The organism is Pseudomonas sp. HMSC076A11 (genome assembly GCF_001810205.1).
Classification (GTDB): domain Bacteria; phylum Pseudomonadota; class Gammaproteobacteria; order Pseudomonadales; family Pseudomonadaceae; genus Pseudomonas; species Pseudomonas aeruginosa.
In genome coordinates this window covers 1-18,655 of record NZ_KV800314.1, presented here as the reverse complement: position 1 = coordinate 18,655, position 18,655 = coordinate 1, and the positions used below count along the sequence as shown (strand labels likewise).

Below are 18,655 nucleotides of genomic sequence, written 5' to 3'. Positions count from 1 at the left end.
GTCCTAGGCCACTAGACGAAGGGGACGAAACCTTCGTAGGAATCCGCAAAACCAACCGCGTATTCCCGGCAATTTGGTGGAGCTAGACGGGATCGAACCGTCGACCTCTTGCATGCCATGCAAGCGCTCTCCCAGCTGAGCTATAGCCCCGAATTCGCCATCAGGCGGGCGATCTTCCGATCGCTTCGACAACCTTCCGGTCATCGACACGCTCATCCATTGCTGGGACGGATGAACATGAAATGGCGTCCCCTAGGGGACTCGAACCCCTGTTACCGCCGTGAAAGGGCGGTGTCCTAGGCCACTAGACGAAGGGGACAATGAAACCTTCGAAAAGTAAGGCCAGCGATGCTGGCCTTGGAATGTGGTGGAGCTAGACGGGATCGAACCGTCGACCTCTTGCATGCCATGCAAGCGCTCTCCCAGCTGAGCTATAGCCCCAAAGTACCGCTTGATCGCTTCACTTCGTTGAGTTCGTCGTGAAGACGGGGCGCATACTAAGGGCGAGGCTTGAGGCTGTCAACATTATTTTTCATCGAAACCTAAAAAATTTTACCGGAAGAACAATCACTTACCTCCCCTCCCCCAAAAACGAGGCCCGCAACTGGGCGGGCCTCGTCATCGACTGTGGGAGAAAGCCGGTCAGCCGGGAATGGCGTCGCGGATCTTCTCCCACTCCTTGGTTTCCTTTTTCGACGCCCCGCCCAGCAGCTCCAGGGCCTGGCGCAAGCGATAACGCGACAGGTCGGCGCCAAGGATCTCCATGGCGTCCAGCACCGAAACCGAGCTGGCATGCCCGGTGATGGCCGGGAACATCAGCGGCATCACGTCGCGCAGCTTGAGCTGGAGGTGTTCGGCGACAGCCTGGATGCAGCCGGTGATGCGTTCCTTCTCCCACTGGCGCAGGGATTCGAGTTTCCACAGCACCAGTTGCAGGACCTGGCGGACCTGGGTCGGATCGAGCTTCTTGTGTTCGAACAGCGAAACGTCCAGCGGCACCCCGCCGCTGAAGAAGAATCCGGCCAGCGGCGCGATCTGGCTGAAGTTCTCCACCCGTCCCTGCACGTGCGGAGCGATCTTCATCAGGTATTCGGGATTCAACGCCCACTTCTGCACCTCACGGGCGAACTCCTCCACGGACTGCTCGCGGATCCACTGCCCGTTCAGCCAGGAGAGCTTCTCCAGGTCGAAGATCGGTCCGCCCAGGGAGACGCGCGACAGGTCGAAATGCTCGATCATCTCGGCGAGGGTGAATTTCTCGCGCTCGTCCGGCATCGACCAGCCCATCCGCCCGAGGTAGTTGAGCAGCGCCTGCGGCAGGTAGCCCATGCGCTCGTAGAAGGTGATAGAGGTCGGATTCTTGCGCTTGGACAGCTTGCTCTTGTCCGGGTTGCGCAGCAGTGGCATGTAGCACAGCTGCGGCTGCTCCCAGCCGAAATACTCGTAGAGCTTGATCAGCTTGGGCGCCGACGGCAGCCACTCTTCGCCGCGCAGGACGTGGGTGATGCCCATCAGGTGGTCGTCGACCACGTTGGCGAGGAAGTAGGTGGGCAGGCCGTCGGCCTTCATCAGCACCTGCATGTCCATGCGATCCCACGGAATCTCGACATCGCCGCGGAGCATGTCCGGCACCACGCAGACGCCCTCGGTCGGCACCTTCATGCGGGTGACGTGGGACTCGCCGGCGGCGAGGCGGCGCTGCACCTCATCCTTCGGCAGGTGCATGCAGTGGCCGTCGTAGCGCGGGGTTTCCTTGCGCGCCATCTGCTCGGCGCGAACCGCATCGAGGCGCTCGGGCGTGCAGAAGCAGGTGAAGGCATGGCCCTTCTCGACCAGTTCGTCCGAATACTTCTTGTAGATATGCTCGCGCTCGCTCTGCCGGTACGGGCCATGCGGGCCGCCGACGTCCGGGCCCTCGTCCCATTCGATGCCGAGCCAGCGCAGGGCGTCGTAGATCTGCTGCTCGGACTCCCGCGTCGAACGCAGCTGGTCGGTGTCCTCGATGCGCAGGATGAACTGACCGCCGTGCTGACGCGCGAAGCACAGGTTGAACAGCGCGATGTATGCGGTACCGACGTGCGGGTCGCCCGTCGGCGACGGGGCGATGCGAGTACGAACAGTGGTCATGGAGACTCTCTTGCCAAGCGGAAGTTAAAACGGAAATTCAGGGGCGCGATGTTATCAGGCGGGCCGCCTCCGGCTCCAGTAAACGACCGGTGTCGGCCGGCAGGCGGCTGATCAGGAAATCGAGGAAGGCCTTGACCTTCATCGCCTGGAAACGCCGCGAAGGATAGACCGCATACAGTTCGCCGACCGGCAACGGCACGTCCGCCAGCAAACGCACCAGACGCCCGCTGTGCACGCTCTCCGCACAGATCAGCGCCGGTAGCGCGGCAATACCGGCACCGGCGACCACCGCCTCGCGGGCGAAGGTGATGTTGTTGCAGGACAGCACCCGCTGGCAGGGCAGGCTGTCTCCGGAAAGCGGCCAGTAGCGCTGGGAGTCGGTGGACAGAAGGACCGCGCGATGCCCGGCAAGCTCGGCCACCGATGTCGGCGTGCCGTGCGCCGCCAGGTAGTCGGGGCTGGCGCAGAGCCAGCGGCTGGTAGAGAGCAGGCGACGGGCCACCAGGGTGGAATCCTCCGGCTGGCCGACCATGATCACGATGTCGACGCCCTCCTGCAGCGGATCGACGCTGCGCGAGGCCAGCTCGACCTCGGCGGTGATCTGCGGGTACTGGCGCATGAAGTCGCCCAGCAGGCTGGCGAGGAACATCTGGCCGAACTCTATCGGCGAGGTGATCCGCAGCAATCCCGACGGCGCCTGTTGCAACTGCATGACCGCCTGCTCGGCCTCGGCGAAATCGTGCATGATCTGCCGGCAGCGCTCGTAGTAGGCCTGCCCTACTTCGGTCAGGCGCAACTTTCGGGTAGTGCGATTGAGCAGGCGCACGCCCAGACGCTCCTCCAGCAGGGCGATGCGCCGGCTCACCGTGGACTTCTGCATGCCCAGGCTCTGCGCGGCCTGGGTGAAGCTGTGGTACTCCACCACGCGGGTGAAGATCAGCGCATCATCAAGCCCCATTATTGTTCCCTATAAGCAACAAAGAGTCCGAAGTGTAGCGCCTATAACGTCCGGCGGAACACTGCTAGATTGGCCGAATTTTGCCGACGGAACACTCCACCCATGCCCGCCCAACTCAAACGTCGCCTGACCGTCTTCCTGGTGGCCGTCGGCCTGATCGCCCTGGCCTTCTTCCTGCACTGGTGGTTCATCGGCCGCCACGTGGAAAGCACCGACAACGCCTACGTCCAGGGCGAGATCACGCGGGTGGCCAGCCAGTTGGGCGCGCGGGTCGAGGAAGTCCTGGTGCGCGACAACCAGCACGTGGACAAGGGGCAGCTACTGGTACGCCTGGAAGACGCCGACTTCAAGCTCGCCGTCGAGCGCGCCCAGGCCGCGCTGGCCACCCGCGAGGCGGAACTGGCCCAGGCGCGCAGCAAGCTGGTGCAGCAGGGCAGCCTGATCGCCGCCAGCGCCGCCGACGTCAACGCCAGCCAGGCAACCCTCGGTCGCGCACAGATCGACCTGAACCGCGCCGAAGCCCTGCGCAAGCCCGGCTACGTTTCCGAGGAACGGGTCACCACCCTCACCGCCGACAACCATGTGGCTCGCTCGCAACTGGCCAAGGCCCGCGCCGACCTCGAGGCACAACGCGTCCAGCGCGACACCCTGGGCGCCGAGATCAAGCGCCTGGAAGCGCAGATCGCCAGCGCCCGCACCGAACTGGCGCAAGCCGAAATCAACCTGTCACGCACCCTGATCCATTCGCCGATCAGCGGCCTGGTTGGCCAGCGCAGCGCACGCAACGGCCAGTACGTGCAGGTCGGCACCCATTTGCTGTCGCTGGTGCCGGACGAAGACATCTGGGTCCAGGCCAACTTCAAGGAGACCCAGGTAGGCCGCATGCGCGACGGGCAGAAGGCGCGCCTGACCTTCGACGCCTTCCCCGACACGCCTATCGACGGCCGCATCGATAGCCTGTTCGCCGCTTCCGGCGCGCAGTTCAGCCTGCTGCCACCGGACAACGCCACCGGAAACTTCACCAAGGTGGTGCAACGCATCCCGGTGAAGATCGTGCTCGAGGCCGACAACCCGCTGCATGGCCGCATCCGCCCCGGCATGTCCGTCGAAGCCGAGGTCGAGCTCCGTGACCGCTGAGGCGCTGGCCCGGCCGCTTGGCGAACCGACCCGGCGCGACTGGATCGCGGTGCTCAGCGCCATGCTCGGCGCATTCATGGCGGTGCTCGACATCCAGATCACCAACTCCTCGCTGAAGGACATCCAGGGCGCGCTGGCGGCAACCCTCGAGGAAGGCTCGTGGATCTCCACCTCCTACCTGGTGGCGGAGATCATCATGATCCCGATGACCGCCTGGCTGGTGCAGCTGCTCTCGGCACGCCGCCTGGCGGTGATGATCTCGGTGGGCTTCCTGGTGTCTTCGCTGCTCTGCTCGTTCGCCTGGAACCTGGAAAGCATGATCGTGTTCCGCGCCATGCAGGGTTTCACCGGCGGCGCGCTGATTCCGCTGGCGTTCACCCTGGCCCTGGTCAAGTTGCCGGAACACCACCGTCCGAAGGGCATGGCGCTGTTCGCCATCACCGCCACCTTCGCGCCCTCCATCGGACCGACCCTGGGAGGCTGGCTGACGGAAAACTTCGGCTGGGAATACATCTTCTATATCAACGTGCCGCCGGGCCTGTTGATGATCGCCGGGCTGCTCTACGGCCTGGAGAAAAAGGCGCCGCATTGGGAACTGCTGAAGAGTACCGACTACGCCGGCATCGTCACCCTCGGCATCGGCCTGGGCTGCCTGCAGGTTTTCCTCGAGGAAGGTCACCGCAAGGACTGGCTGGAGTCGCAACTGATCGTCAGCCTCGGCAGCGTCGCCCTGTTCAGCCTGGTCCTGTTCGTCATCCTGCAACTGTCGCGGCCGAACCCGCTGATCGACCTGGGCATCCTGCGCAACCGCAACTTCGGCCTCGCGAGCATTTCCAGCATCGGTCTGGGCATGGGCCTGTACGGCTCGATCTACGTACTGCCGCTGTACCTGGCGCAAATCCAGGGCTACAACGCCATGCAGATCGGCGAGGTGATCATGTGGATGGGCATTCCCCAGCTGTTCCTGATCCCGCTGGTCCCGAAGTTGATGAAGCTGGTCTCGCCGCGCCTGCTCTGCGCCGCCGGCTTCGGCCTGTTCGGCCTTGCCAGCTTCTTCTCCGGGGTGCTCAACCCGGACTTCGCCGGACCGCAGTTCAACCAGATCCAGCTACTGCGCGCCCTCGGCCAGCCGATGATCATGGTGACCATTTCGCTGATCGCCACCGCCTACCTGCAGCCACAGGATGCCGGCTCGGCCTCGAGCCTGTTCAACATCCTGCGCAACCTCGGCGGCGCCATCGGCATCGCCCTGCTCGCGACCCTGCTCGACAGTCGCGCCAAGGTGTACTTCGACTATCTGCGCGAAGCCCTGGTGCCGACCAACCCGCAGGTCGACGAACGCCTCGCGCAACTCGCCGCGCAACTGGGCAGCCAGCAGGCGGCGCTGGGCAAACTCAGCGAGATCACCCACCAGCAGGCGATGATCATGGCCTACAACGATGCTTTCCATGTCATCGGCATGGTGCTCGCAGTGAGCATGCTCGCGGTGCTGCTGACCCGCTCGCTGCCGGCCGGCATCGGCACCCGCGCCGACGCCGGGGCTCACTGAGGATCAGACGTTGACCAGGCGCTCGCGCAGCGTCTGGATCTCGTCGCGCAGTTGCGCCGCCGCCTCGAACTCCAGGTCGCGGGCCAACTGGTACATCTTTTCCTCCAGTTGGCGGATGCGCTTGCTGATCTCGCTCGGCGAGCGCAGTTCGTTCTCGTAGCGCCCGCTCTCCTCCGCCACCTTGGCCACGCCCTTGCGCTTGCCGCGCGCGCCGGGCACCACGGCGCCTTCGAGAATGTCCTTGATGTCCTTGCGCACCCCCTTGGGCACGATGCCATGGGCTTCGTTGAAGGCGATCTGCTTGGCCCGACGCCGCTCGGTCTCGTCGATCGCACGCTGCATCGAGCCGGTGACGTTGTCGGCGTAGAGGATCGCCTTGCCGTGCAGGTTGCGCGCGGCACGACCGATGGTCTGGATCAGCGAGCGCTCCGAGCGCAGGAAGCCTTCCTTGTCCGCGTCGAGGATCGCCACCAGCGACACCTCGGGCATGTCCAGGCCTTCGCGCAGCAGGTTGATCCCCACCAGCACGTCGAACGCACCGGCGCGCAGGTCGCGGATGATCTCCACTCGCTCGACGGTATCGATGTCCGAGTGCAGGTAGCGCACCCGCACGTCGTGATCGCCGAGATAATCGGTGAGGTCCTCGGCCATGCGCTTGGTCAGGGTAGTCACCAGCACCCGCTCGTCCTTGGCCACACGCTGGCGGATCTGCGAGAGCAGGTCGTCCACCTGGGTCATCGCCGGACGTACCTCGATCTCCGGATCGACCAGCCCGGTGGGACGCACCACCTGCTCGATGACCCGCCCGGCATGCTCCGCCTCGTAGGGGCCCGGGGTGGCGGAGACAAAGATGGTCTGCGGACTCACCGCCTCCCACTCTTCGAAGCGCAGCGGCCGGTTGTCCAGCGCCGAAGGCAGGCGGAAACCGTATTCCACCAGGGTCTCCTTGCGCGAGCGGTCGCCCTTGAACATCGCGCCGACCTGCGGAACGCTGACGTGCGATTCGTCGATAACCAGCAGCGAGTTGGCCGGCAGGTAGTCGTAGAGCGTCGGCGGCGGCTCGCCGGGGGCCCGCCCGGAAAGATAGCGCGAGTAGTTCTCGATGCCGTTGCAGTAGCCCAGCTCGAGGATCATCTCCAGGTCGAAACGGGTGCGCTGCTCCAGGCGCTGCGCTTCCACCAGCTTGTTGTTGTTGCGCAGGTAGTCCAGGCGTTCCTTGAGTTCGGCCTTGATCTGGTCGACCGCCTCCAGCAGCGTCTCGCGCGGGGTCACGTAGTGGCTCTTGGGGTAGAAGGTGAAGCGCGGCAGCTTGCGGATCACCTCGCCGGTGAGCGGATCGAAGGCCGAGAGGCTTTCCACCTCGTCGTCGAACAACTCGACACGAATCGCCTCGAGATCGGATTCGGCCGGGAAGATGTCGATCACATCGCCACGCACACGGAAAGTCGCACGGGCGAAATCCATGTCGTTGCGGGTGTACTGCAGGCTGGTCAGTCGCCGCAGCAGTTCGCGCTGGTCGATGCGGTCGCCGCGGTCCAGGTGCAGGACCATCTTCAGGTAGGACGCGGGATCACCGAGGCCGTAGATGGACGACACGGTGGCGACGATGATCGCATCCGGACGCTCGAGCAGCGCCTTGGTCGCCGACAGGCGCATCTGCTCGATATGGTCGTTGATCGAGGAGTCCTTCTCGATATAGGTATCGGAAGACGGTACGTAGGCCTCCGGCTGGTAGTAGTCGTAGTAGGAAACGAAGTACTCCACGGAATTGTGCGGGAAGAACGTCTTGAACTCCCCGTAGAGCTGGGCCGCCAGGGTCTTGTTCGGCGCCAGGACCAGGGTCGGGCGCTGCACCTGGGCAATCACGTTGGCGATGCTGAAAGTCTTGCCAGAGCCCGTCACCCCCAGCAGGGTCTGGTGCGAAAGCCCCGCCTCCAGCCCCTCGACCATCTGCCGGATGGCTTCCGGCTGGTCGCCGGCGGGCTTGAAGCGCGAGTCGAGTTGGAACGTATCCATGAAAAACCTCGCAGGGAGCGGTGACGCCAAGGAAAATCCGGCGTCAGAAATAGCTGAAAGCATGCACCTAAATGTCGCCGCATGCATCAAGGGGTGTCTATAATAACCCCCCGTTTGCGCAACCCTTTGCGCCCCCGCATAACGGGTTGCGTTGCCCTCCTCTCTTCACACTCCGAGCAGCCGCAAAATGAGTCTGTTTTCTGCCGTCGAAATGGCACCGCGTGATCCCATCCTTGGCCTGAACGAAGCCTTCAACGCCGATACCCGTCCGGGCAAGATCAACCTGGGCGTGGGCGTGTACTACAACGAGGAGGGGCGCATTCCGCTGTTGCGTGCCGTGCAGGCTGCCGAGAAGGCCCGCATCGAGGCCCACGCGCCGCGCGGCTACCTGCCGATCGAAGGGATCGCCGCCTACGACCAGGGCGTACAGAAACTGCTGTTCGGTAACGAGTCCGAGTTGCTGGCCGCCGGCCGTGTGGTCACGACCCAGGCCGTCGGCGGCACCGGCGCGCTCAAGCTCGGCGCCGACTTCCTCAAGCGCCTGCTGCCCGACGCCACCGTGGCCATCAGCGACCCGAGCTGGGAAAACCACCGCGCACTGTTCGAAGCCGCCGGCTTCCCGGTGCAGAACTACCGCTATTACGACGCCGCCAGCAATGGCGTGAACCGCGCCGGCCTGCTGGAAGACCTGAATGCCCTGCCGGCCCGCTCGATCGTGGTTCTGCACGCCTGCTGCCATAATCCGACCGGCGTCGATCTCGAGCTGGACGACTGGAAACAGGTGCTGGACGTGCTCAAGGCCAAGGGCCACGTGCCGTTCCTCGACATCGCCTACCAGGGCTTCGGCAACGGCATCGAGGAAGACGCCGCCGCGGTGCGCCTGTTCGCCCAGTCGGGCCTGAGCTTCTTCGTTTCCAGCTCGTTCTCCAAATCCTTCTCGCTCTATGGCGAACGCGTCGGCGCCCTCTCGATCGTGACCGAAAGCCGCGATGAATCGGCCCGCGTGCTGTCCCAGGTGAAGCGGGTGATCCGCACCAACTATTCGAACCCACCGACCCACGGCGCCAGCGTCGTCTCCTCCGTGCTCAACAGCCCGGAACTGCGGGCCCTCTGGGAGCAGGAACTGGGCGAGATGCGCGACCGCATCCGCGACATGCGCCTGGCGATGGTCGAGCAACTGGCAGCCCACGGCGCCAAGCGCGACTTCAGCTTCGTCGGTCGCCAACGTGGCATGTTCTCCTATTCCGGCCTGACCGCCGACCAGGTCGAGCGCCTGAAGACCGAGTTCGGTATCTACGCCGTCAGCACCGGCCGTATCTGCGTCGCCGCGCTGAACAAATCGAACCTGGAGACCATCACCAAGGCCATCGTCCAGGTCCTGTAGGGAAAATGGGGAAGTCATCGGGAGAGGCTTGACTTCCCCTTTTTAATCAGTAACATACGTCTCGCTGTTCCGCGATAGCTCAGTCGGTAGAGCAAATGACTGTTAATCATTGGGTCCCTGGTTCGAGTCCAGGTCGCGGAGCCAAATTCAAAGCCCTCGGCACATGCCGGGGGCTTTTTCGTTATCGGGACGAAAGTTCGCCCCTTCAGTCGCACCTCACTCGATGACGATCCGCGCCCGGTTCTTCTCCAGCAACGCCGGGCCTACCCCTTTCACTTCCAGCAGTTGATCCACCGAGACGAACGGACCATGGGCCGCACGATACTCGAGGATCGCCCTGGCCTTGGCCTCGCCGACACCGTTGAGCCCCCGTATCAGGGCGGCCTCGTCGACCGTATTGATATTGACCTGCTCCCCCGGCGACACGGTCGTCGCAGGTGTCGTTGCGGCCAGCGGATTCTTGGCGACGGCGACCGGTGCGGCGGAAGCCGAAAACGGAAGACAGGCGAACAGGATGAGAAGCAGAGCGGATTTGATTAGGTGCATGGGTGCACTCCTTCAGAGATGAATGACCACGTAGAGGGCTTCATGCCCATCCACGAAACCACCTTATCGCCGTGGAACGCACCTGGATCGACAGCCCCAGCAAAGCAGTCGCTTCCTGGTCCGGCACCGGAAACATCGTACGGAGAAAACAAAAAAGGCCGCTAGGCGGCCTTTTCCGGAGAACGATGACTCAGGGTTCTCGCCGCCTCTGGCGATAGATCCAGTCGACGATTTCACCGTCAGGCGCATAGCCGCTGACGGTTTCCCGCAGCAACTGGCGAACCCGCGAGTAGTCGTCCTTCTCCACGGCGGCCAGCAACTGCTCCAGCACGACCTTGAAGGCCTCCCAACTCAGGTGTTCCTCGTTGGCCCGCATGATCATCGGATGGTCGGTGGGATTCACGTTGTCACCGATCAGCAGCTCTTCGTAGAGCTTCTCGCCAGGACGCAGGCCACTGAACTCGATGGCGATGTCACCATGGGGCGAACGCTCGGAACGCACGCTCAGGCCGGACAGGTGGATCATCTTCTCGGCGAGCTCCAGGATCTTCACCGGCGGCCCCATGTCCAGCACGAATACATCTCCGCCCTGCCCCATCGAACCGGCCTGGATGACCAACTGCGCCGCCTCGGGAATGGTCATGAAGTAACGGGTGATGCTCGGGTGGGTGACCGTCACCGGGCCGCCGCGCTTGATCTGCTCGCGGAACAGCGGAATGACCGAACCGGACGAACCGAGGACGTTGCCGAAGCGGACCATGGTGAAACGGGTCTTGTTGACGTGATGCACGTCCTTCCGATCGCCGAACAGCACCGGTGCCGATTCGTTGCTGAGCGCCTGAAGGACCATCTCCGCCAGGCGCTTGGTGCTGCCCATCACATTGGTCGGTCGCACCGCCTTGTCGGTGGAAATCAGCACGAAGTTCTGCACGCCGACCTGCACCGCGGCCTGCACCGCATGCAAGGTGCCTATCACGTTGTTGAGAACGCCCTCGGCGATGTTGTGCTCGACGATCGGCACATGCTTGTAGGCCGCCGCATGGTAGACGGTATTGACCTTCCAGGTACGCATCACGTCCACCAGGCGCTCGGGATTGCGCACCGAACCGAGGATCGGCAACAGGTTCACCGAAAGCGACTCGCGCTTGATCCGACGCTCCAGTTCCTGATGGATGCTGTAGAGGTTGTATTCGCTGTGCTCGAACAGGATCAGCACGCTAGGCGAACAACTCATGATCTGCCGACAGAGTTCCGAACCGATAGAACCGCCCGCCCCAGTCACCATCACCACCTGACCGCGGATGCACCGTTCCAGCAGCTCCTTGCGCGGTGCGACGCTGTCGCGCCCCAGCAGGTCAGCGATGTCCACCTCCTGCAGGTCGTCCACCTTGACCCGGCCGCTGGCCAGGTCCATGAAGCCGGGCATGCTGCGCACGTGCAGCGGGAACGGCTCCAGGGACTCGAGAATCTCTCGGCGCCGGGCCCGAGTGGCGGAAGGAATCGCCAGGAGAACCTCCTGCGCGCCCGTCTCGTCGATCATCTGGCGGATATGCTTGGCGGTATAGACCCGCAGACCGGCGATGACCCGGTTGGCGATCTGCTTGTCGTCATCGATGAACGCCACCGGACGCATCGCCCGACCGAGACGCAATGCCGCAACCAACTGGTTGCCGGCCGCCCCCGCGCCATAGATGGCCACCCTGGGCAGGCCATCCTGGCGATTGAGAAATGGTACCGACTGCACAGCAGAGTACCAGTCGCCCATGAAATACTGGCGCATGGCCAGACGCAAGCCGCCGATCAGCAGCATGCTCAACCACCAGTAGTTGAACACCAGGGAACGCGGCACCACCGCCGGCGGGGAGCGGTACCAGTAGACCAGCAACGACAGGACCAGCGCGGAAATGGTGACGGCCTTGGCGATCGCGATAAGGGCGTCGTTGCCCAGGTAGCGCATCACCGCCCGGTACATGCCGAAGCGGATGAAGAGCGGGATGGCGGTTAGAGGCGCCGCTATGAACAGCCAGGCGTGATCCCCGAACGGATCGATCATGTCTTCGGTGCCGAGACGCACCAGGAAAGCCAGCCACAATGAAAGCCACACCAGGCCGATGTCCGTCGCAACCTGAAGAATGCGCTTCTGGCGGCGCGGCAATCCCAGGAGGCGTCCACGCAAGTTATCCAACATCCTATTAATCAGCCCCCTTCACTGCACCCGCATCCACCCGAACAAGTCCGGGCAGTCCATTTCCTTGGTCTGGCAAATACCATTCCGGAACCCAAATCACGCTATCGGCAGTAGTCACTACTGATCATCGCTTGCACATTCCTTTCATATTATACGTTCCCGGAAAATCGTCCCGCGCCTCCAGCCAACCGGGACATTCAAGCAGCGCGTGATTCCAGGACTCCGGCCTTAAAACGGAGCGCCAGGAACGCCAGAGGCAGGTAGCCAATCAACAAAGCAAGCATGCCGTCGATCTTCCCCGCTGCGACAAGCAGTGCCAGTGGCAACAACCAGAAGATGTTGATGCCTCCCACTGCCAGGGTAACAGGAAGATGACGCCCGTAATGACGAGAAGCATACTGGTATGCGTGACTGCGATGCGCCTCATAAACCTTGTCTCCCCGCAGCAACCGGCGCAACAAGGTCAGGGTGGCATCAACAATGAATACCCCCAGCAGGATGAGCCAACCCCAGAAGAGTTGCGGCGAGACCCATGCGGCTTGCAGGGAAAGGCCACCAATGATAACCCCCAAGAAACCGCTACCAGCATCCCCCATGAAGATCCGCGCAGGAGGGAAATTCCAGAAAAGGAACCCCGTCACCGCGGCTGCCAGCAGCGCCGCCAACCAAACGCCCTGGGATGCCTCATCGGAACCTACACCACTGACCACGACAAGCAGGGCAGCGCCAACGCACACACACACAGCCTCAACGCTGGCAATCCCATCGATACCGTCCATGAAATTGTAGAGATTGAGCATCCATACCAGATAGAACGCCGCAGCTATGTGTCCAACCCACCCCAGATCGACCACAAGGCCGAAAAAGGCCAATGCAGGCAAACCTCCAAGCCAGTACAGCAGCCAGCAAGCACCGGCGAAATGGCCGAGCAAACGCCAACGGGCAGCGATATGGCCATGATCGTCGAGGAAGCCCAGCAATGCGATCCCAATACCCGCCCCCAGGATACCAGTGGCCAGATCCGGTTTCACCGCGCCCAATATCGCCGCAAGCAGCACTGCCAGCAGGAAGGAGAGCACGATAGCGACACCGCCCCCCTAGGCGTCGGCACCTGGTGAGAACTTCGAGCATTGGGTACATCGATCAAGCTGCGGGCAATCGCGTAACGGCGCAAGCCGGCGGTCAACAGCAGGGAAAGAGCGGCAACCGCCGGCAACAACAACCATAGATTCATCATTGGCGATCCAGGAAAGAGCGGGCGGTTTTCTCCAATGCCTGGTCCACCCCTACCGGCGGAGTCCAGCCAAGCACTTGGCGGGTTTTCATGATATCGACTTGCAATGAGCCGCACAGGCGGCGAGCAAATGCCTGCCTGTTCAGAACTTTCGCCGCTGCACCGATCCAACTGGCGGGAACAGGCAGCAGGCGAGCGGGAGCGCCCAAGGCGCGTCCCATTCTCCGCAGCAACTCGGTGGTGGAAAGATCCTCACCGTCGCTTACGAGGAAAACTTGCCCGACCGCAGCCGGATGCTCGATGCAGGTGATGATGAGGTCGACAAGATTATCCAGCGACACCAGACTACGCCGATTATGAATAGCCCCTAGAGGGAGGGGCACGCCGCGCTTCAGCCAGCGCATCATGGTCTGTACGTTGGCCTTGACCCCTGGACCATAAACCAGGACCGGTCGGATGATCACAACCTCCAGTCCGGTCTCTTCCGCCAGATCCAATAGCGCTTGCTCCGCTTCCCGTTTGGAAACGCCATAGGGATCGACAGGATTGGGCGGACTGTCCGCAGTATAGGGCCGACCGGGCTCAGTTCCCTCGCCATTGACCTTTATCGAGCTGATAAAGATGAAACGCCGCACTCCCCGGGATACGGCCTCCCGGGCCAGATCAAGTGTCCCCTGAACGTTGGCCTTGCGGAACTCGACGAGCGGATCGGAGGCCGTCTCGCTCATGACATGCACGCGGGCAGCGCAATGAACCACCGTATCGATGGCCGACTCCGCATCCCAGACAACAGAACTGCCCAGTTCACCCAGAAGCAAGGGAGTAACCCCTCGAGGCCAGGCCCCACCTCTTCGGCGGCACCCGGCCCAAACCTTGTACTGCCCGGAAGAACAGAGACTATTGACCAGCGCGGCCCCGATGAATCCGGTTGCCCCCGTTACCAATACATTATGTCGCGTCAAGCTCCGCTCCCTAGTGCCCGATAAATATCCAGGTGCTGTTGGACGATACTTTCGATCGCAAAATCACGCTCTGCCAACGCTCGCCCAGCAGCTCCCATCTTCTTGCGCAACTCTGGCGACTCAATAAGACGCTGAATGGCATCCGCCAGAGCAGCAGAATCACGCACCGGCACGAGCAGGCCCGTAACATCAGCCTGGATTGCATCCCGGCAACCCGGTACATCGGTCGTCACAACCGCACGCCCGCACGCCGACGCCTCGACCAGGACCTTAGGAAGCCCTTCACGATAAGAAGGCAGAACGACTATATGCGAACGGGCGAAGACAGACGCGATATCCTGGCGATAACCAAGACACTCGATCGTGCCCTCGCTACGCCAACGCTCTAGTTCGGACGGCTCGATACTGGTGGGGTTCCCAGGATCCAGGTCTCCGACCAGTTGAAAATGTGCCGGTACGCTGCGCTGCCTAAGGATATTTGCCGCTTCGACGAATTCCAGCACACCCTTGTCCCTGAGCAACCGAGCCGCCAATGTGACCACCGGCGTTTCGGGGCTTTCCGGGGCCGGCTGGTACTGCGTCAGGTCGACCCCCGAACCGCGAATCAGGACGGACTTTTCAAAAGTGATCGCACCCAGGCCGATCAGCGCGTCCCGATCATCGGGATTTTGAAAGATGACACGCAACTTTTTCTTGCCCAAAGCCCGCCGATAAAGCCAGGCGACACAGGCACGAAACGCGCAGGCCTTCAGACCCTTGGCCATGAAAACGAAACCAAGTCCGGAAACGGCCGCCACGACCCCCTTCACCGGCGCCAAGCGTGCGGCGATACCGCCATAGATTACCGGCTTGATGGTAACCAGGTGTAAAACATCAGGCCGCAATCTCCACAAAAGGCGCCAGACATAAGTCAGCAGATACAGCTCTGAAAAAGGATTTTTTCCGCTTCTGGACAGTGGCAATTCATGATGCAGAAAACCTTGGGAGACGATCTTTTTCACCGCGTCACCAGGGCGTGTGGCGATATGTACCTGGAAACCAGCCTGCTGGGCTCCGACAGCGACCGGTAAACGGTGAGACATGAAGAAAGCCGGGTCGTTCACTATCATCAACAATACCGGCTTCATGCAAACTCCTCGATGCGTTTTACAAACATAACCTTCAAGCTCGTCAAGCTTTTCTTTTTACAAGAATGTCGCGATACAGACTCATGAAACGCTGAGAGGCACTGGCCATCGTGAAGTTCGAGTAAATCCTCTGTCTTGCAGCCTCACCAAGTGCCCGACGACCCTCGACATCCAACGCAATGAGATCCTCGATACCTTTGCCGAGCGCATTCGGATCCAAGGCCGGAACGACGACGCCGTCGTTACCTAGCAAATAAGCCGCATCCCCCACATCAGTGGTAATACAAGGCAATCCCATGGCCATGGCTTCACCAAGAACATTGGGGAATCCCTCCGTGCGAGAATGCAGACAGAAGATATCCATGGCTTTCAGACACGAAGCTACATCTTGCCGCTCTCCAAGCAGGATGAAGCGCTCCGCATACCCGGTAGCTTCGATGAGGCGCTGCAATTCAGCATTGGAAGACAGCAGCTCCCGTCCCACCAAAAGAAACTTCAAGCGCGAATAACGTGGAGCCAGCAGACCGGCAGCTGCGACAAAGGAAGCATGATCCTTTACCGGGTGGAATCTGCCTAGACTGCCAATCACGATATCGCTGGCCTCTATGCCAGCTCCACTCCTGATAGCGGACCGCTGTTCGTCGGTCGCCTGCAGGCGAGTGAGATCGAAACCGTTGGGAATGACCAGCATCCTGCTTGCGTTGTAGCCAACAGCAATGTGTGAGCGCCTTGAGGCCTCGGCGGCGCAAACAATATATTTTGGCAAGAATCCGGATAGCCAGGCACACACCTTCCGTACCAGAACAGTCGTACTCTTGCCGCCCTCTTGAAGGTCGGTCGTGCGGACTCCCCATATAATCCCGCCAATACCGGCCATTCTGGCAGCCAATCCACCAAGAAGATCGGAATGATACATCCATGTTTGGACTATATCGGGCCTCCTTTCACGAAATATCCCTATCAGACGAAGGAGCACCCGAGGCATATCCCTCATCGAGGTCATGCCAAGCACATCAACAGATATACCAGCCTCAATCAGACCCTGCCCAAACTCACCAAGATCAGACAGTGAAATAATCGAATGTTCGAATTCACTGCCGCCATTTTGAGTCTCGATCAACCGCTTGAGCATTAGCTCAGCACCGCCGACTTTCTTCAGGCCGGCTATCACGTGGATAACTTTTACTGTGGTCATGACTCCAACCACGCTTGGAACATGAGAACACTCCAGAGGCGTCTTGAGTGGTCCCGCCTTCCCGCCAAGTGGTCGTTCCAGATCCTGCGTATCAACCTACTATCCAAATAACCTTCTTGCTGAAGGCGTCGCTCATCAAGCAGCGATTCAGCCCACTCTTTCAGAGGGCCTCTCAGCCAATCGGAGACAGGAACGGAAAACCCCTTCTTGGGCCGCTCTATGAGCTCTCGCGAAACATGCCTATACAAGACTTCACGAAGCAACCACTTTCCTTTTCCATTGCGAATCTTCATATGCAACGGCATGCGCCAAGCCAGTTCGAACACGCGATGGTCTATCAGTGGAACCCGGGTTTCCAGGCTGTTAGCCATCGCTGCTCTGTCTACCTTCACCAGAATGTCGTCAGGCATGTAGCCCTGAACATCCATGGCCATCATCCAGTGCTGGAACGAGTCCACCCTTGGCCATCTTTCTGGAGTATCCAATAGTGCCGTGTGACCTTGTGCACCTATGACCGGGTATTCGTGATTTCTCCAGTGACTGTTCAATCGATAGAAAAGCTCCTCGGCCGTCCTCGAAGCAAATACGTCACGCAGCTTCCCCAACTTGTCAGGTAAAGGTAAATCCTGAGCAAAAGCCGATGCGAAACGCCGCATGGAATGAGGAAATCGCTCCAGCATGCGCCAGACACGGGGAGTAAACTGATAGGGATTGTAGCCGCCAAACAGTTCATCACCACCATCTCCACTCAGCGCAACAGTAACTTGCTGCCTGGCCAATCCACTGACAATCAAGGTTGGTATCTGCGAACTGTCACCAAATGGCTCACAGTAGATCTTTGGCAAAGATGGAATTACATCTAGAGCATCTTTTGAATTGACATAGAGCTCTGTATGATCGGTACCGATATGTTCTGCAACCGCCTTTGCGTAAACAGCCTCATCATACCCAGGCTCATCAAAGCCAATAGAGAATGTCCGTATAGGGCGTGAGGACTGCTGCTGCATCAGCGCCACGACCGTACTACTATCCACCCCACCGCTCAGAAAAGCTCCCAAAGGAACATCGGAGACCATCTGATCCGATATGCTAGTTCTCAACTGGCTTTCCAGAAGATCAACTGCCTCGGCATCCGTTCCCTGGAATGGATTGGAGAGAGCCTCTTCTATCGCGGCGTTCGCACTCCAATAGGCAGCAGGTTCGCAGGTCTCGTTCAATGAACGTTCCGATAGGACCAAATAGCTCCCTGCCCTTAGCTTCCCGATACCTTTATAAATACTATAGGGAGCCGGGACATATCCATATCGTAGAAATAGGGCCAAGGCATCTCTATCAATATCCCCCCTAAAAAGCGGATGTTCTTTCAGGGCCTTCAGTTCGGATGCAAAAAAAAGCACGCCATTCTGCCAGCCCCAATAGAGAGGCTTTTCGCCCATTCGATCACGAGCCAGAGTAATTGTTTTCTCCTGTCGATCCCACAAGGCCAGAGCGAACATACCCACGGTGAGCTTGAGGGTACTCTCCACGCCCCATTGGGCAAAGCATGCCAATAAGGTTTCGGTATCCGATCCGCCACGCCAGGAATGTGTTACACCTGCCTCGCTCAGGCGAGCCCTAAGAGCCAGATGGTTGTATATCTCGCCATTGTAAATCAGCACATACCGACCACAGTCGGAGTGCATGGGCTGGCTGCCTGCGGGGGAAAGCTCCAGAACCGCAAGACGCGCATGGACAAGTATCGGGGCGCGCGGAGCCTCGTACCAAATCCCCGACTCATCCGGTCCACGATGATGTATGGCGGCAGCCATCTGCCGGGCCACACGTGCATTATCCCCTAGGAGAGTTCCCGTAATATTCCAGAAGCCAGCGATACCACACATCAAATCACCTCGTTCCCTTTCCAGGCGCTACCGAGCCAATGACCATTGCCCACAGGTCACAAACGACATCGAGAGAATAGTGCCTTTCGATAATATCTCTTCCATTTTGCCCTGCACGCACACGGGCTTCCGGATCTTTGACCAAAGCCGCAAGTGACTCATACCAGCCCTCGTCGTCCACCGCACCATATCCGATGAAGCCTCGGGCTAGAACATCGCGGTTCATACCATACTCGGAAACCACTACCGGCAAGCCACAGGCCATATAAAGCAACATTTTGTAGCTACACTTCCCCCTCGACCATAGATCATCGGCAAGTGTAGTGGTCTACTGATCCCGGACACCGATTTA

12 protein-coding genes, 4 tRNA genes and 2 pseudogenes are annotated in these 18,655 nt (G+C 60.6%); 4 read left to right on the top strand and 14 right to left on the bottom strand.

Annotated features, from left to right (window positions below; translation table 11 throughout):
* Positions 1-74 precede the first annotated feature (74 nt).
* From HMPREF2716_RS18435 to HMPREF2716_RS18415, 5 genes are all read right to left on the bottom strand, one after another.
* A tRNA-Ala gene (locus HMPREF2716_RS18435) sits at positions 75-150 on the bottom strand.
* Positions 151-243: 93 nt separating this feature from the next.
* Positions 244-319: transfer RNA gene (locus HMPREF2716_RS18430), tRNA-Glu, on the bottom strand.
* 46 nt (positions 320-365) lie between these two features.
* Positions 366-441 (bottom strand) — tRNA-Ala (locus HMPREF2716_RS18425).
* A gap of 201 nt (positions 442-642) precedes the next feature.
* Positions 643-2,127 carry a glutamate--tRNA ligase gene (gene gltX / locus HMPREF2716_RS18420; protein WP_031801264.1) on the bottom strand — a complete coding sequence of 495 codons (1,485 nt, stop codon included), beginning with the start codon at positions 2,125-2,127 and terminating at the stop codon, positions 643-645.
* Positions 2,128-2,164: 37 nt separating this feature from the next.
* Positions 2,165-3,085: a LysR family transcriptional regulator gene (locus HMPREF2716_RS18415; protein ID WP_003091419.1), complete on the bottom strand. Its 921-nt coding sequence runs from the start codon at positions 3,083-3,085 to the stop codon at positions 2,165-2,167.
* Positions 3,086-3,187: 102 nt separating this feature from the next.
* On the opposite strand from HMPREF2716_RS18415, the gene HMPREF2716_RS18410 reads away from it, so the two are divergent.
* Both HMPREF2716_RS18410 and HMPREF2716_RS18405 read left to right on the top strand, forming a co-directional pair.
* Positions 3,188-4,222 carry an HlyD family secretion protein gene (locus HMPREF2716_RS18410; RefSeq protein WP_031801266.1) on the top strand — a complete coding sequence of 345 codons (1,035 nt, stop codon included), beginning with the start codon at positions 3,188-3,190 and terminating at the stop codon, positions 4,220-4,222.
* Between the two features lie 49 nt (positions 4,223-4,271).
* Positions 4,272-5,771, top strand: a complete 1,500-nt coding sequence (locus HMPREF2716_RS18405) for an MDR family MFS transporter (protein ID WP_003119736.1) — start codon at positions 4,272-4,274, stop codon at positions 5,769-5,771.
* A gap of 3 nt (positions 5,772-5,774) precedes the next feature.
* Here the strand turns inward: HMPREF2716_RS18405 and uvrB are convergent, their stop codons facing one another.
* Positions 5,775-7,787: an excinuclease ABC subunit UvrB gene (gene uvrB, locus HMPREF2716_RS18400; RefSeq protein ID WP_003104590.1), complete on the bottom strand. Its 2,013-nt coding sequence runs from the start codon at positions 7,785-7,787 to the stop codon at positions 5,775-5,777.
* Positions 7,788-7,974: 187 nt separating this feature from the next.
* Between uvrB and HMPREF2716_RS18395 the strand changes: the two genes are divergently transcribed.
* Entirely contained in the window at positions 7,975-9,171 is a 1,197-nt protein-coding gene (locus tag HMPREF2716_RS18395) for an amino acid aminotransferase (RefSeq protein ID WP_003104588.1), read from the top strand.
* Between the two features lie 68 nt (positions 9,172-9,239).
* Positions 9,240-9,315, top strand: a tRNA-Asn gene (locus HMPREF2716_RS18390).
* A gap of 72 nt (positions 9,316-9,387) precedes the next feature.
* On the opposite strand, the gene HMPREF2716_RS18385 is transcribed toward HMPREF2716_RS18390, so the two are convergent.
* The 8 genes and pseudogenes from HMPREF2716_RS18385 to HMPREF2716_RS30060 all read right to left on the bottom strand — a co-directional run.
* A complete protein-coding gene (locus HMPREF2716_RS18385; protein ID WP_003104586.1) occupies positions 9,388-9,717 on the bottom strand; it encodes a ComEA family DNA-binding protein in 330 nt (109 codons plus the stop codon).
* A 190-nt stretch (positions 9,718-9,907) separates the two neighbouring features.
* The gene (locus tag HMPREF2716_RS18380; RefSeq protein ID WP_003122257.1) at positions 9,908-11,905 is read right to left on the bottom strand and encodes a polysaccharide biosynthesis protein; all 1,998 of its coding nucleotides are present in this window, start codon (positions 11,903-11,905) and stop codon (positions 9,908-9,910) included.
* Between the two features lie 197 nt (positions 11,906-12,102).
* Positions 12,103-13,139: pseudogene (locus HMPREF2716_RS18375) on the bottom strand (glycosyltransferase family 4 protein).
* Positions 13,139-14,101: a UDP-glucose 4-epimerase family protein gene (locus tag HMPREF2716_RS18370; protein WP_016253165.1), complete on the bottom strand. Its 963-nt coding sequence runs from the start codon at positions 14,099-14,101 to the stop codon at positions 13,139-13,141. The pseudogene HMPREF2716_RS18375 and the gene HMPREF2716_RS18370 overlap by 1 nt, the downstream one beginning before the upstream one ends.
* Positions 14,098-15,228: a glycosyltransferase family 4 protein gene (locus tag HMPREF2716_RS18365; protein WP_003122254.1), complete on the bottom strand. Its 1,131-nt coding sequence runs from the start codon at positions 15,226-15,228 to the stop codon at positions 14,098-14,100. Before HMPREF2716_RS18365 ends, HMPREF2716_RS18370 begins: the two co-directional genes overlap by 4 nt.
* Before the next feature lie 43 nt (positions 15,229-15,271).
* Positions 15,272-16,423: a glycosyltransferase family 4 protein gene (locus HMPREF2716_RS18360; protein ID WP_003122253.1), complete on the bottom strand. Its 1,152-nt coding sequence runs from the start codon at positions 16,421-16,423 to the stop codon at positions 15,272-15,274.
* The gene (asnB, locus tag HMPREF2716_RS18355; protein WP_003122252.1) at positions 16,420-18,303 is read right to left on the bottom strand and encodes an asparagine synthase (glutamine-hydrolyzing); all 1,884 of its coding nucleotides are present in this window, start codon (positions 18,301-18,303) and stop codon (positions 16,420-16,422) included. The genes HMPREF2716_RS18360 and asnB overlap by 4 nt, the downstream gene beginning before the upstream one ends.
* 4 nt (positions 18,304-18,307) lie before the next feature.
* Positions 18,308-18,586, bottom strand: a pseudogene (locus tag HMPREF2716_RS30060) (glycosyltransferase); the annotation flags it as partial.
* Positions 18,587-18,655 lie beyond the last annotated feature (69 nt).